Source organism: Mucilaginibacter conchicola (assembly GCF_003432115.1).
GTDB lineage: Bacteria > Bacteroidota > Bacteroidia > Sphingobacteriales > Sphingobacteriaceae > Mucilaginibacter > Mucilaginibacter conchicola.
In genome coordinates this window covers 141,054-154,976 of record NZ_QWDC01000003.1, presented here as the reverse complement: position 1 = coordinate 154,976, position 13,923 = coordinate 141,054, and the positions used below count along the sequence as shown (strand labels likewise).

Below are 13,923 nucleotides of genomic sequence, written 5' to 3'. Positions count from 1 at the left end.
TTAGTAATTGATCTTGTCCAGGCAATCCTGCAGTACGCGGGCAAAGGTTTTGTCGTTCGGCTCCTTAAACATGGTATTGTGTTCGCCCGGCACGCTGTGGATGTTGATACCTTTCAGCGCGTATGGTTTCCAGCCCATGTAAATGTAATCGTCCAGGTAATAAGAACGCGTTTCGGCGCGGAACAGTTCAATTTCCAGATCAGACGGTTGAATGCGGTAATACTTCTGCGCATCGTTGTTCATCTCATCAATACGGTGCGAGTAACCAAAGAAACCAGCCTGCTCCTGCTTATCGCCATAACGCAGCTTCCAGAACAATCTTGTAAGGCTACGACTAACGGCAGTTGCGCGTTTACGGATGGTTTTTTCAAACCCATCCTGAAAGGTGAGGCTATGCCAAACCTTACGACCAAAATACAATCCACGTTTAACCTGCTTGGTTGTCCATGGGTCGTAATGCGGAGTGCGGTAAGCGTAGGTATCAAACATGCCCAGCATGCGCACTTCTTTGTTAAGCGCTTTAAGCTGCCTTGCCATTTCAAAGGCAATAAGGCCACCGAAAGAGAAGCCTGCCAATGCATAAGGCCCGTCAGGGTTTTGCGCAAATATGGATGATACGTAATGTGCTGCCATATCCTCGATACGGTTAAGCGGTTCATCAACACCATTTAAACCTTTGGCCTGCAGGCCGTAAACCGGTTGGTCATCATCCATGTGGCGGGCAAGGGTATTAAACAGCAACACGTTCATACCGGCACCGTGCACAATATAGATAGGTATTTTGCTTCCGGTTGGTTTTATAGGCACCAGCGAGTCCCATGAGATGGCATTGGTATCGCTATCCAGCACTGCGGCCAATTTCTCAATGGTCGAATTTTCAAACAAAATAGCCAGTGGCAGGCGCTCACCTGTTTCCTGTTCTACACGGGCCATCACCTTTACGGCAATCAGCGAGTGGCCGCCCAGTTCAAAGAAATTATCATGAATACCCACCTGCTCAATACCCAGCATCTCGCGCCATATAGCGGCCAGCATTTTCTCGGTATCGGTTGCCGGGGCAACATATTTTACGGTCTCAGCGGCATCAATATCGCGCGCAGCCAATACTTTCTTATCTACCTTCCCATTCGGCGTCATCGGCATTTCATCGATGATGGCAAAGTTATCGGGAACCATGTAATCAGGTACCGAACTGCGCAGGTCAATACGCCACTGCTGTATCAGGTCGGCAGGATTTTCCAGTTTTTTGAACGTATCATTCAGCAGAATATAAGCCACCAGTTTGGCGACGCCGTTCTTATCGTTACGGGCAACCACTACAGCCTGTTTAATGGCTTCTTCTTTGCCCAGATTAAACTCAATTTCGCCGGTCTCTATACGGTAACCGCGGATCTTTACCTGCGCATCAATGCGCGAAATGTACATCAGGTCGCCATCGGCAGTAAAGGTACCCAGGTCGCCGGTGCGGTACATGATAGCGCCGGGGGTTGAGTTATCAAACGGATCGGGTACAAATTTCTCGGCCGTTAACTCAGGTTGGTTCAGGTAACCTTTGGCTACGCCCTCGCCGGCAATATAGATCTCGCCCGCGGCACCAGGCCCCATCGGGTTCAGAAATTTATCTAAAATGTAGATGTACGTATTATCTATCGGCTTACCAATGCTGATAAACCCATCTGATGATTTGATCTCTTTCAGGGTAGACCACACAGTGGTTTCCGTTGGCCCGTAAACATTCCACAGCGATGAAGCACGCTCCAGAATGCGTTGCGCCAGGTCCATAGGCAAGGCCTCGCCACCACAGATCACTTTTACCTGCTCAGCACCCCAACCTGCTTCCAGCATAATACGCCAGGTATATGGCGTGGCCTGCATTACGGTTATTTTTTCGTTGCGGATGATCTCCAGCAGCGCGTAACCGTCTTTTGCCGTAGCGGCATCGGCCAGTACAATTTGTGAACCGGTTATCAGCGGCAGCCAAAGCTCCAGCCCCGCAATATCGAAACTGATGGTGGTCACTGCAAGCAGTTTATCAGCAGCGGTCAAGCCCGGCTGCTTTTGCATGCTGTACAGGAAATTCACCATGTTATGATGTTTGATCTGCACACCCTTAGGCTGCCCGGTTGAGCCCGAAGTATAAAGGATATACAGCAGGTCTTCGCCTTTTACCTCAACAGCAGGGTCGGTATCGGGATAACTGTTTAATTGGGCAACAATATCTTCCAACAGCAATTCTGTAGCGGTCGATTCATAGCGACCCTGGTATTCTTTTGATGTAATGAGCACCACCGCTGCCGAATCTTCCAGCATGTAATTGATACGGTTGATAGGGAATATCGGGTCGAGCGGGATATAGACGGCACCTGCCTTCATGATGCCCAGCAGAGCAATTACCAGTTCGGCATTTCTGTCAACAGAAATAGCTACTTTATCGCCCACCTTAACGCCTTTCTCTATCAGGATAGCAGCCATTTGGTTGGCTTTGGCGTTAAGTTTGGCGTAACTATATTCATCCCCGCCAAACTTCAGGGCGATGTTATCCGGGCATTGCGCGGCAGTTTCGCTGATGATCTGGTGCAGTGGTTTTTCCTTCGGATACTCCACCCGGGTATCGTTCCATTTGTTCAGTTGCTCGCGTACCTGTTCGGCGTTCATCAGGGGCAGTTTGCCTATCAGTACATCAGGCGTTTTGATCACGTACCGCAACATGTATTCAAACTCCTGCATAAAACGGCTGATGGTTGCCGCCTGGAACAGTTGCGTATTGTACGACCACTCGAAGGTTAGTGTTCCCTTGTTATCCGTTATGTTCAGGAATATTTCAAAAGTTTCGTACTCGCGCGGGTTATTAAGGTATCGGTGTTTCAGATCATAAAAGGCAATCCCATCTTCCATACCGATATCGATATTGAACATGATAGGCACCAACGGCAAACGCGAAGGATCGCGCGGGATGGCCAGCCTTTTCAGCAGGCTGCCGAAGGTATATTGCTGATGATCATAGGCATCAAGCACTACGCTCTTGCGGTCTTTTAAATAATTGGCAAAGGTTTGCGCCCCGTGCGGAAAGCTGCGCAACGGCAGCAAATTAACGCAATGCCCCACCAGCCCGAAGTTGCCGGTAGCTGATTGCCCGGCGGCAGGTAAACCAATAATTACTTCATCCTGCCCCGTCAGCTGGTGCAAGAACACCTCGAACGATGCCAGGATGGTAGTTACCAAACTTGTGCCTGTTTTACGCGCCAAGCCTTTAAGGTCGGCAACGAGTGCGGTATCCAGCCCGTAATCAGCACGGGTACTTTTAAAGGTACGCGGTGTCGGGCGCGGATTATCTGTAGGCACATCAAGCAAGTGATCGCTGCCTTTAAACTGGTCTATCCAGTATTGTTCAGTTTCGATATGCTCGGGGCTATCCTTAGCATTAGCCTCATCAACCGCATAATCGCTAAAACGTGGCGCAGCAGGCAAATTTGGTTGCTGGCCCTGTGCATAAGCAGAATATAATTTACCCAGATCCTGCATCACCAAACCCATCGACCAGCCATCGCACACAATATGATGGGTTAATATCACCACCTGATGCTCACCATCATTCAGTTTGATAAGGGCTATCTTAAACAGCGGACCATTGATAAGATCCAGCGGAGTGATAGCCAGCTGCCTGCAGTAATTTTTAACAAACTGGCGGTTCTGTTCATCATCCTGGGCAGATAGGTCATGATAATCAACTTTTACCTCTGGGTTCTTATAAACAATGATATTGGCACCATCGGCACTAAAAACGCTGCGCAAGGCCTCGTGCCTGTCGCTTAAAGCCTGTACGGCCTGCAGCATGGCCTCTTTGTTGAACGAGGGTCCGTTAAGGATAATGGTAGCAAAATCATTATACGCGCAGCTGGCATCGTTGCCACCAATAAGGCACGATGTCCAGATCTCCATTTGCGGCTCGGTGGCGGGCGCTATTAAGGCGATCTCCGGCCCTGCAAAGGGGTCAAAATCCTGGGCGCTAACTTGGGGATTATATGTAGCGGTTAGTTCGGGCATTAATTATTATTGATGTTGTACTGCACGTATTTACCCGGGTTGGTTTCGTCTTTAACAAACCACGCGGGGTTACCGTCTTTATCGCGGCCAAGCTTTGCACCTTCTACCGGCGGCGTGTTAAGGGTTTCAAGGCTCACCTTATCTGCCGTGCCGTTTGTAGCGGGCTGCGCATTGGTTTCTGCGGATGTAAATTTAAAAAATCCTACGTCAACCATCTCCTGTATGCTCTGCTTAAATTGCTCTATCATAAAATCCACATCCTCTTCGGTATGGGCATCGGTCATAAAGCATGGGAAACCATCCAGGATATGCACACCACGCAAACGCATCAGCGTAAATAACAACTCGTTATAAGGTACATCCTCCAGGAATTTAATTCTCCAAAGCGAGCCATAACCCACAGTGGTTACCGGGATACCGGCCTCACTGCACACTTTTGCAAAGCCATCGCGCAGGCGGGTAGCCATGGCGGTAAGCTTTTGTTGCAGCGCAGGGCCGCGTTCTTTCATATAATCTAACGATGCTTTTGCAGCGGCCAGGGCCAGCGGGTGGCGCACAAAGGTACCGGCAAAATAGGTAACACCTACCTCTGGTACCGAGTCGTCTCCATACTCCCAGAAACCGCCATCAAGGGCATCCATATATTCTTTTTTACCGCAGATGGCGCCCACAGGCATACCACCGCCGATAACTTTACCGTAAGTACCCAGATCTGCTTTGATACCGAAGATGGCCTGTGTGCCGCCAGGATGGAAACGGAAACCGCTGATCACCTCGTCGAAAACCAGACAAATACTTTCATCTGCAGTTAAGGTACGCAGTTGTTTCAGGAACTCGATAGGCTGAAACTCCGGTCTGCGGCTTTGTACCGGCTCAACCAGTACGGCGGCAATCTCGTCTGCTCGTTCTTTGATGATGCGCAGGGCCTCATCGGTACCGTAATCCAGTATCAGCATGTTCTGTACGTTATCCGACAGGATACCCGATGCAGCGGGGAATGTCTTTAATTTTTTGGTACCACGTACTATCACCTCGTCCATAATACCATGGTATGAGCCGGCGAAGGCAACAATTAACGGCCTGCCGCTAACGGTACGGGCAACACGCATAGCGCCCAACACGGCTTCAGAACCGGTGTTACACAATGCAGAGCGGTCATGACCGGTAAAATCACACATCAGTTTACAAACCTCGCCGGCAAGCTCGTGCTGCGGGCCTATCTCGTAACCATTGTCAATTTGTGCAACGATGGCTTTCTTCAATACCTCGGGCTGATAGCCCAGCATGTTTGAACCAAAGCCATTCAGTGCGTCGATATATTCGTTACCGTCAACATCCCAAAGGCGGTTACCTTTCGAGCGATTAATCACTATCGGGTAAACCAGTTCTTTTGTTAACGGGCGGAAACCACTTACCACGCGCGGATCGGCCATGTAGGCGCGATGCTCCTGGGTTTGCTCTTTGCTTTTGCGGGTTTTAGCGTTGTAGCGGGTGGTTAAGCCGTCCAGCCACTCCATTTGCTTATCATCAAGCTCTTGTACTTTACGCTCTATGCGGGCAGTAGCACCAAAAGGTTTTTTGATCTCTACCATTTCCTCGGCCGTTACATCCGGCTCGGGTTCTAATACAGGTGGCGCAACAGGGCCGCCTTTTAACTCACCTGATGGCATTGGCGGTGGTATAGACACTACCGTTGTGCTTATTGGCGTACCTTGTAAGTGTGCTATCTGGCCTGCCAACAATTGCAACTGCTGACTGATCATATTCAGCGCCACCTCGCTGCCGTTACCGCTTAACGGTATTTGATTATAAGCTATCGGTTGCGGTACAGCAGTTTGTGCATAAACCGTTTGCGATTGCTGTACAGGTGCAGTTTTTGGGGCTACTGTTGCAGGTTCAAATTGCCCTACCGGGATAGTTTTATCAAGAAAATCAGCCAACAGGTTGATGGAGTTGTAATCCTCAAACAGTTTCCTGAAGGTGATATTTACGTTGAAAGCCTTTTTAAGATTGGTGGCTATCTGGGTAAGCAAAAGCGAGTCGAACCCAATTTCGGGGAAGCTGACATCAACAGATGAGCTGTCAATATCAATACCTGCGGCATCTGCAAAAATGCCCTGAAGTTTTTCGGCCAGAAAATCTTTTCTCGTCATCATATTCTGATTAGTATCGTCCTGTACGGTTGCGGGCGGAGTATCGGGCACTATCTCCTCTGGCTGGTACATTACCTCACCTACGGGATTCATGGCCACGGGCTCCACCCAATATATTTTGCGATCAAACGCGTAAGAAGGCAGTCTAAGCCTTTTGCGCTGACCGGTATAAATCTCATTCCAATTTGGCTCAATGCCGTTTAGCCACAGTTGGCCCAAAGCTTTTAATACCGACTGATATTCCGGCTGGCCATTACTGTTATCCAAACCTGCTATAGTAACAACAGGTTCGGCAGCAGTTTGTTGGGCTGCAAGGGTTGCCAGCGTACGGCCTGGGCCAACCTCAAGGTAAACTCTGCCCTTGTCTTCAGCCAATTTATCTATAGCGGTAGCAAAGCGAACAGTCCTGCGCAGGTGGTTAGCCCAATATGCAGGGTCGCAGGCCTCGGCCTCGGTTAGCCAGTCGCCGGTAACGGTTGACATGAGCGGCTTAACCAATGAATTGATTTTCACTGAGCGCACTACCTGTTCAAAAGGCGCCACAATATCATCCATCATGGCCGAGTGGAAAGCGTGGCTGGTTTGCAGCAAACGGCCCGGTGTGCCCCTGTCTTCTAAAACCTGTGCGAAGGCGGCAACGGCATCCTTCTCTCCTGCTACTACCGACAATTTATTGCTATTGATTGCTGCGATAGATAAGTTATCCGGCAGGATGACTTCCAGCTCCGCTGGCGTTAAACGTACCGATAGCATATCGCCTTCGGCTACTTCACTTACCAGTCGGGCACGTTCGGTGATGAGCTTCAATGCATCTGCCAGGCTAAATACGCCTGCAAAGTGTGCGGCAACAAACTCGCCTATGCTGTGGCCGGTAAATATCGTCGGCTCAATTCCCCAGCTCATCCATAGCTTGGCCATGGCGTATGAGGTGATGAAGATTGCCGGTTGGGTATAAAAAGTATTCTTTAATTTTTCTGTTGCCTCCGGCGATTCAGGCGCGTAGATCACATCAAAAATATCAGCCTGACCGGTACCTTGCAGCAGCGCCACACATTCATTAACGGCATCGGCAAAAACAGGTTCGCCGGCGTAAAGCTCGCGGCCCATGTTCAAATACTGCGCACCCTGGCCCGGGAACATAAATACCACCTCGGTAGCGTTCTGGCTGATGACCTTAGAGTTGGTGATATCGCGCTTAAAGTTCATTAGCTTTTGCAGCAGGTCTTCTCTGTCGGCAGCGATAATGAAGTTACGCTCCTTAAAGTTATTGCGCGTAGTATGCAGCGAGTAAGCAATATCTGCCAAAGGCGCCTCAGGGTTATCCTGCAAGTAGTAGTACAATCTGTCGGCAAATTTTGAAGCACTCGTAGCCGTCTTAGCCGACCAGCTGATCAACTGCAAAGGCCTGCTTTCGCCCGACGATTGTACGCCGTTATCGTACTCCTCTAAAATGGCGTGAACGTTGGTACCACCCACCCCGAAAGAGCTTACCCCTGCGATGCGCTTGCCATCGGTTTCCCATGGGCGCAACTCCGTATTTACAAAGAACGGGCTCTCGCTGAAATCAATATTGGGGTTGGGTTTGGTGAAATATAACGATGCCGGGATCTGCTTGTAGAACAGTGCCAGTGTGGTTTTTATAAAACCCGCTACACCTGCAGCAGCCACCAAATGGCCCATGTTACTTTTTATTGAACCAATGGCACAGTACTGGTTCTTGTCCTGTTTGCCAAAGGCCAGGTTTAAGCCCTCTATTTCGATAGGATCGCCTAAAGCAGTTGCCGTACCATGGGCCTCTACATAAGAAATGTTTGCTGGCTCAACTTCCGCATCGGCGATAGCCATAGCAATTGCACCGGCCTGGCCTGCTGCGCTCGGTGCGGTAAAACTACCTTTGCCGCCGCCGTCGTTATTAACACCCACTCCTTTAAGTACAGCGTAAATACGGTCGCCATCGCGTTCAGCTTCCTGTAAACTTTTCAGTACCACTACACCCGCGCCATCGCTGAACACGGTACCATCGCTTTCCGCATCAAACGGGCGGCAATGGCCATCAGCACTCAGCATGGTACCCTGCTGGTATAAGTGACCACTTTTGATAGGCGCACTTATGGATGACCCGCCCGCCAGCGCTACATTGCACTGCCCATTACGGATGCTATCTGCCGCCTGCGCTATCGCCAGCAGCGATGTTGAACAAGCTGCATGCACACTCACCGCGGGACCAGTCAGGTTCAGTTCGTAAGCAGTGCGGGTGGCTATATAATCTTTCTCGTTGATGGTAGCCGTTAAAAAGCGGCCAATGTTCTCAACTTTATCTATGTTAGATAGTACGTTGCTGGTGTAGTAAGTATTGTTACCCACCCCGGCAAAAACGCCAATAGGACCAGCATATTTATCGGGCAGATGACCGCTGGTTTCCAGGGCTTCCCAGGCCAGTTCAAGGAAAATACGCTGTTGCGGATCCATCAGCTCAGCAACCTTAGGGTTTATGCCGAAGAAGGCGGCATCAAAGCTTTGGACGTTCTCTACAATACCGCGGGCCTTTACATAGTTGGCTGCCGTGCGGATATGATGCGGAATGCTGGCATCCAGTTCATCATCAGTAAAGAATGAAGTGGTTTCGCGGCCTTCGGTCAATAATTTCCAGAGGTCGTAAATGGTATCAGCACCGGGGAAACGTACCGCCATGCCAATTACGGCTATGTCGTTGTTGCTCCTGTCGCGTTTGTTTTTAACGGCAGTAACCTTGGCTACGGTTTTGTTGCCATCAATAAATGAAGCAATACCATTTACCGTTGGGTACTGGTACAGCTTGGTTATCGGCAGCGAGTAGTTGAACTGCTTTTTAAGCGCAGCTACCGTTTTCAGGGCCAGGATGGAGTTACCACCCAGTTCAAAAAAGTTATCATAAACGCCTACTTTATCCAGCTGCAAAAGCTCCGTCCAGTAATCGGCAACGCGTTTTTCTGTTTGGTTTGATGGTGCTTTGTACAGTACCGATAGCTCGGGCCTTTGCATATCGGGCACGGGCAACTTGTTACGGTCAATCTTGCCGCTGGTGGTTTCGGCAAAGCCATCCACCCACACAAATGCAGATGGCATCATGTAATCGGGCAGTTTTTGCTCTATACTATCGCGCAGGTAGGCAACATCTTTCTTCTCGCCGGTTGCTATGAGATAAGCCACCAAACGTTTCTGCCCCGGCACATCCTCACGAGCGATAACTACCGATTGCTGTATACCATCCAGTTGGTTCAGCAGTACCTCTATCTCACCTATCTCTACACGATTACCACGAATTTTTACCTGCGTATCCTTACGGCCCATGTATTCGATGTTATCGTCGGGCAGGTAAAAACCAAGGTCGCCGCTGCGGTAAAGTTTCATGGTTTTGCCCGTGGCATCCGTCCAGTCGATAAATTTATCGGCAGTAAGATCGGGGCGATTCAAATATCCTTCGGCAAGGCTAATGCCTGCAATGCAAAGCTCGCCCTGCCCGCCTTCAGCAACCTGCTTAAGGTCGTCATCCAGTATAATAATATTGGTATTATCTATCGGTGCACCAATATTGGGCAGCAGAGGCCACTCTTCAGGGTCGCCGCTTAACTGGAACGATGTGCTGCACACGCTGGCCTCTGTCGGGCCATACATGTTATAAAAAATACAACCTGGTACCGACTTAAAGAAACGCTTAACCTGCGGGGTTATCTTCAGCTGTTCGCCCGCGCTGATCACATCTTTAAGCGACTGCGGGAAAAACTGCTCGGCGTCGGCCGCCTCTGTCATGTATTGCAGAGCCACAAAAGTAACAATGATGCGGTTCACCTGCTGCTCATCAATGTATTTGAGCAGTTTCATCGGGTCGATACGTACCTCATCCTGTACCAGCACCATGGTACCACCAATACACAGGGTACAAAATATCTCCATTACCGATGCATCAAATATCAGTGGGGAAAACTGCAACGTACGATGGCCTACACCAAGGTAAGGCGCAATACGCTGGTTCCACCTGATAAGGTTGATAGGCCCGGCATGCCCCACGCAAACACCTTTAGGTTTACCCGTAGAGCCGGATGTATAAATGATGTAAGCAATTTTGGTTTTGGCAACTTTATCAGGCGCTTGTACCTCTGCAACAGGCCGATCAGAAGCAATAACGTTCTTCACTATATCGCCGAAAACTGCCGCATCACTTGCGGGAGCCAGGCAGGTATCCATACCGCAATCGGCAACAATGTCCTGCAGGCGCTCGGCCGGGAAAGTGGGGTCTAATGGCAGATAGGCTTTGCCTGCTTTTAATATTGCAAACAAGCTTACCATGGTAGCTATAGAACGGGTGGCGCTAACGCCTATTACCAGCCCTTCGGGCGAGGTGGCCTCAATAACGCGTGCCAGTTCATTGGCACGGGCATTCATTTCGGCAAAAGTTATCTTGTCGTCGCCAAATTGTACGGCAATTATATTGGGGTGCTGTTGCGCCTGCTGTTCAAACAGGTGGTGTATCAACAGTTCATCGCCCGGGTCGCCGTAATATTTGTTATCAGTAAGAATACTCATTCAGTTTTATCATACCTGGTTGGTTATAATAACCAGCCAGTAACATTTTTGTGACGGTTTTAGACGGGATTAAGATAGAAAATTTAAAACTTACCGGATTAAAAGCCGTGTTATTTTTTTCACACAAATTTCATCTAAGCAAAAAAAAGCCTCTCTAATAATTATTTAACATCAATCTGATTAGGTTGTGCAACCACAATTTCGGGGCGGTTCTTATGTAACTCATACACGCCGGTAACACAAATGGTCTTGCCTTTCAAATTAGCCCAATCCAGCGTTATTTTATTGCCTTTTACGGCTATGGTGTACTTTTGGTTGGGGTAATTTGCACCCATATTTATAAGCGTAAGTGTATCATTAAATATCTTGATAGAAGTTACCACATCACAAAGGGTTTTGGTTTTGCCAAGGTTGGCTCTAAAATCCTCTTCGGAGAATGTTTGTGCCGATGCTTTTGTGCTAAAGGCAGCTATAAATAAGGCTATTGCAATAAGCTTTTTCATGGCTTTAAATTAGGATAAAATTGGGAAAATGCCCATAGCGTATAAACGGATAGTTTTTTAAAAGATTTCGGATGATGGGTCGTCTGTACTTATAAACAATGCTGTCATTTCGAACGAGCGACAGCGAGGAGAAATCTTCTGAAACGTTAGTATCGCACGTAGAAGATTTCTCGCCGCCCCCCAGTGTGCAAAAAGCCCGCGCCTGGCTCGCTCGAAATGACATTGTAAAAGAAATATAGAATAGAACAACAACCACATGTCATCCATCCAAAACAAAACCATAGCCATTATAGGTGGCGGCCCGGGCGGGCTTACACTGGCTCGCTTATTACAAATGCGCGGTGCGCACGTTAAAGTTTACGAACGCGATACCCACCGCACGGTGCGCGTGCAGGGCGCTACATTAGACCTACATTATGAATCGGGATTAAAAGCTCTTGAAGCCGCCGGACTGATGCCGGCCTTTGAAGCTAACTATCGCCCCGGTGCCGACCTGATGGTGATAACTGATAAAACCGGCAAGGTTTTGCTGCGCGATGAAGAAAGCCGCACCGGTGAAGATGCCCGCCCCGAGATAGACCGTGGCCCGCTGCGCGATATCCTGCTTGATTCGTTGCATCCTGGCACCGTAGTTTGGGATAGTCAATTCTCATCCATGGAGCAAACGGATGGCAAGTGGACCATCACGTTTAAAAACGAAACCGTTGCAGAAGCAGATATTGTTGTAGGTGCCGATGGAGCCAATTCTAAAGTGCGCCCTTGCCTTACCCCTATCCAGCCATTTTTTGTGGGGATGACAGTTGTGGAAGGTGCCGTTTACGATGCTGCCCAAAAAGCGCCGCGGGTAAACCAACTGTTGAACGGCGGCAAGATCTTTACCCTCGGCGATTCGCATACCCTGATCGTAAGTTCTAAAGGTGATGGCAGCATTGCCTTTTATGTGGGTTTTAAAAGTGAAGCCGATTGGGCAACGGCATCTGGTATTGATTTTACCAAACCGCATGAGGTGGCAGAATGGTTTAAGCGCGAGTTTAAAGGCTGGGGCGATATTTGGCTGGAGCTTTTTGACAATGCCGAACCAAAGCTGATCCCCCGCCCGCAGTATTGCATGCCTTTAGATCAGGACTGGCCTGCACAAGACAATTTAACCCTTTTAGGCGATGCCGCCCACCTGATGCCGCCCTACGCCGGCGAAGGCGTTAACATGGCCATGTTGGATGCGCTTGAACTGGCCGATAGTTTAACCAACGCTGATTTTACTGATACCCAAAGCGCCATTGCCCATTATGAGGCCAACATGCGCAAGCGGGCTTCTGAAACGGCAGATATTACCCTGCAACAGACCGAAGTGATGCACTCACCGGATGGCCTGGAGCAAATGCTGGCCTTTTTTGGTGGAGCGTAATCTATAGTGGAAAAGTAAACGGTAAAACTTGCCTTTTAATAAAATAATGTTCGTAACTTGTTTAATACCAATTACAAACATTAAAAGGAGGTTATCATGAACACTGTTCGCAGAATTGAACACTGGGGCGACCTACATCACCCGCGCTGGCTGGATTATGTACGGATTATACTGGGCTTAATTATCCTGGCAAAAGGCATTATCTTTATCAGCAGCACGGCAGTACAGCAGGACTGGATCTTTAGCAAAAGTTCCATCGAGTTTTCGGGCCTGATGGCGGTTGTATTGATCCACGTAGTGGCATTTGCGCACGTTATCGGCGGGCTCATGATCACGATGGGCTTACTCACCCGCCTATCAGTAGTGATACAGATGCCGATAGTGCTGGGTGCCATCGTTTTTGTAAACGCCACCCACGGCCTTAGCTTCCTCAACTCCGAGCTTTGGTTATCCATACTGGTATTCATGTTACTGGTGGTGGTTTGGATAGTAGGCTCGGGGCCGTTCTCTGCTGATGCATGGATCCGAGAAAGTAATGACCATCAAAAACATCTGCACGAAAGCTAAACCGTTATAAAAAAAGCCTTTACATAAGTGTAAAGGCTTTTTTACAATAAAACTGAACCAATAGCGTATTACGTAGTTATAGCTTTACGCCTGAACCACCCTAAAAATGTATATTTAACAATTGATATGAGGTCGGGCGCTTTTAAAATTGCCATTATTTATGTGATAGCGGGTATACTTTGGATAACCCTGAGCGACAAGCTTCTGCTTGCCATGCATGAGCATATCGACCTTAACATTATCCTTTTCCTGAGCAGTATAAAAGGCGTTGCCTACGTTTTAATTACCGGCATATTCCTGTTTTACCTTATCCGCTACCATACCTCGTTGCTGGCAGATAGCAGCAAACGTTACCGTACCTATTTTGAAGATAACCCCCACCCCATGTGGATAACCGATGCCCGCTCCATGCTTTTTACCGATGTGAACGAAGCCGCCATTAACCTGTACGGCTACACCCGTGAGGAGTTTCTGCGCATGAACCTGCTGGATATTTGCCCTGCTGAACATAAGATAGATACCTATACTACATTGAAAAGCCTCAAAGCAGGCATCAACAAAAACATTCCTTTTCGCCATAATAAAAAAGATGGCAGTACCATCAGCATAAGTACCTCATGCCACTTAATTGTGAGCAAAAAGGGCGGCAATTTGATGTGTATGGTGGAAAACGGGTAAGGGTAGATTA

Annotated in this window: 6 protein-coding genes; 3 read left to right on the top strand and 3 right to left on the bottom strand. The window is 48.7% G+C overall.

Going from position 1 to position 13,923, the window contains the following annotated elements:
• The 3 genes from D0C36_RS17275 to D0C36_RS17265 form a co-directional block, all read right to left on the bottom strand.
• Entirely contained in the window at nucleotides 1-4,044 is a 4,044-nt protein-coding gene (locus tag D0C36_RS17275; RefSeq protein ID WP_117392918.1) for a non-ribosomal peptide synthetase, read from the bottom strand.
• Nucleotides 4,044-10,760 (bottom strand): polyketide synthase, encoded by a 6,717-nt coding sequence (locus D0C36_RS17270; protein ID WP_117392917.1) that lies wholly within the window; start codon nucleotides 10,758-10,760, stop codon nucleotides 4,044-4,046. The genes D0C36_RS17275 and D0C36_RS17270 overlap by 1 nt, the downstream gene beginning before the upstream one ends.
• A 161-nt stretch (nucleotides 10,761-10,921) precedes the next feature.
• Nucleotides 10,922-11,263, bottom strand: coding sequence for a hypothetical protein (locus D0C36_RS17265; protein ID WP_117392916.1), 342 nt, complete (start codon nucleotides 11,261-11,263; stop codon nucleotides 10,922-10,924).
• A gap of 256 nt (nucleotides 11,264-11,519) precedes the next feature.
• Here D0C36_RS17265 and D0C36_RS17260 point away from each other — a divergent pair, with 256 nt between their 5' ends.
• From D0C36_RS17260 to D0C36_RS17250, 3 genes are all read left to right on the top strand, one after another.
• A complete protein-coding gene (locus D0C36_RS17260) occupies nucleotides 11,520-12,668 on the top strand; it encodes an FAD-dependent oxidoreductase (protein ID WP_117392915.1) in 1,149 nt (382 codons plus the stop codon).
• Between the two features lie 96 nt (nucleotides 12,669-12,764).
• On the top strand, nucleotides 12,765-13,235 hold the full coding sequence (locus tag D0C36_RS17255) for a DoxX family protein (RefSeq protein WP_117392914.1): 471 nt from the start codon (nucleotides 12,765-12,767) through the stop codon (nucleotides 13,233-13,235).
• A gap of 126 nt (nucleotides 13,236-13,361) precedes the next feature.
• Nucleotides 13,362-13,913 (top strand): PAS domain S-box protein, encoded by a 552-nt coding sequence (locus D0C36_RS17250; RefSeq protein ID WP_117392913.1) that lies wholly within the window; start codon nucleotides 13,362-13,364, stop codon nucleotides 13,911-13,913.
• Nucleotides 13,914-13,923 lie beyond the last annotated feature (10 nt).

What these genes read in the sequence shown, in the direction of transcription:
- D0C36_RS17275 (WP_117392918.1), bottom strand. Translation starts at nt 4,044, where the DNA reads ATGCCCGAACTAACCGCTACATATAATCCCCAAGTTAGCGCCCAGGAT.
- D0C36_RS17270 (WP_117392917.1), bottom strand. Translation starts at nt 10,760, where the DNA reads ATGAGTATTCTTACTGATAACAAATATTACGGCGACCCGGGCGATGAA.
- D0C36_RS17265 (WP_117392916.1), bottom strand. Translation starts at nt 11,263, where the DNA reads ATGAAAAAGCTTATTGCAATAGCCTTATTTATAGCTGCCTTTAGCACA.
- D0C36_RS17260 (WP_117392915.1), top strand. Translation starts at nt 11,520, where the DNA reads ATGTCATCCATCCAAAACAAAACCATAGCCATTATAGGTGGCGGCCCG.
- D0C36_RS17255 (WP_117392914.1), top strand. Translation starts at nt 12,765, where the DNA reads ATGAACACTGTTCGCAGAATTGAACACTGGGGCGACCTACATCACCCG.
- D0C36_RS17250 (WP_117392913.1), top strand. Translation starts at nt 13,362, where the DNA reads ATGAGGTCGGGCGCTTTTAAAATTGCCATTATTTATGTGATAGCGGGT.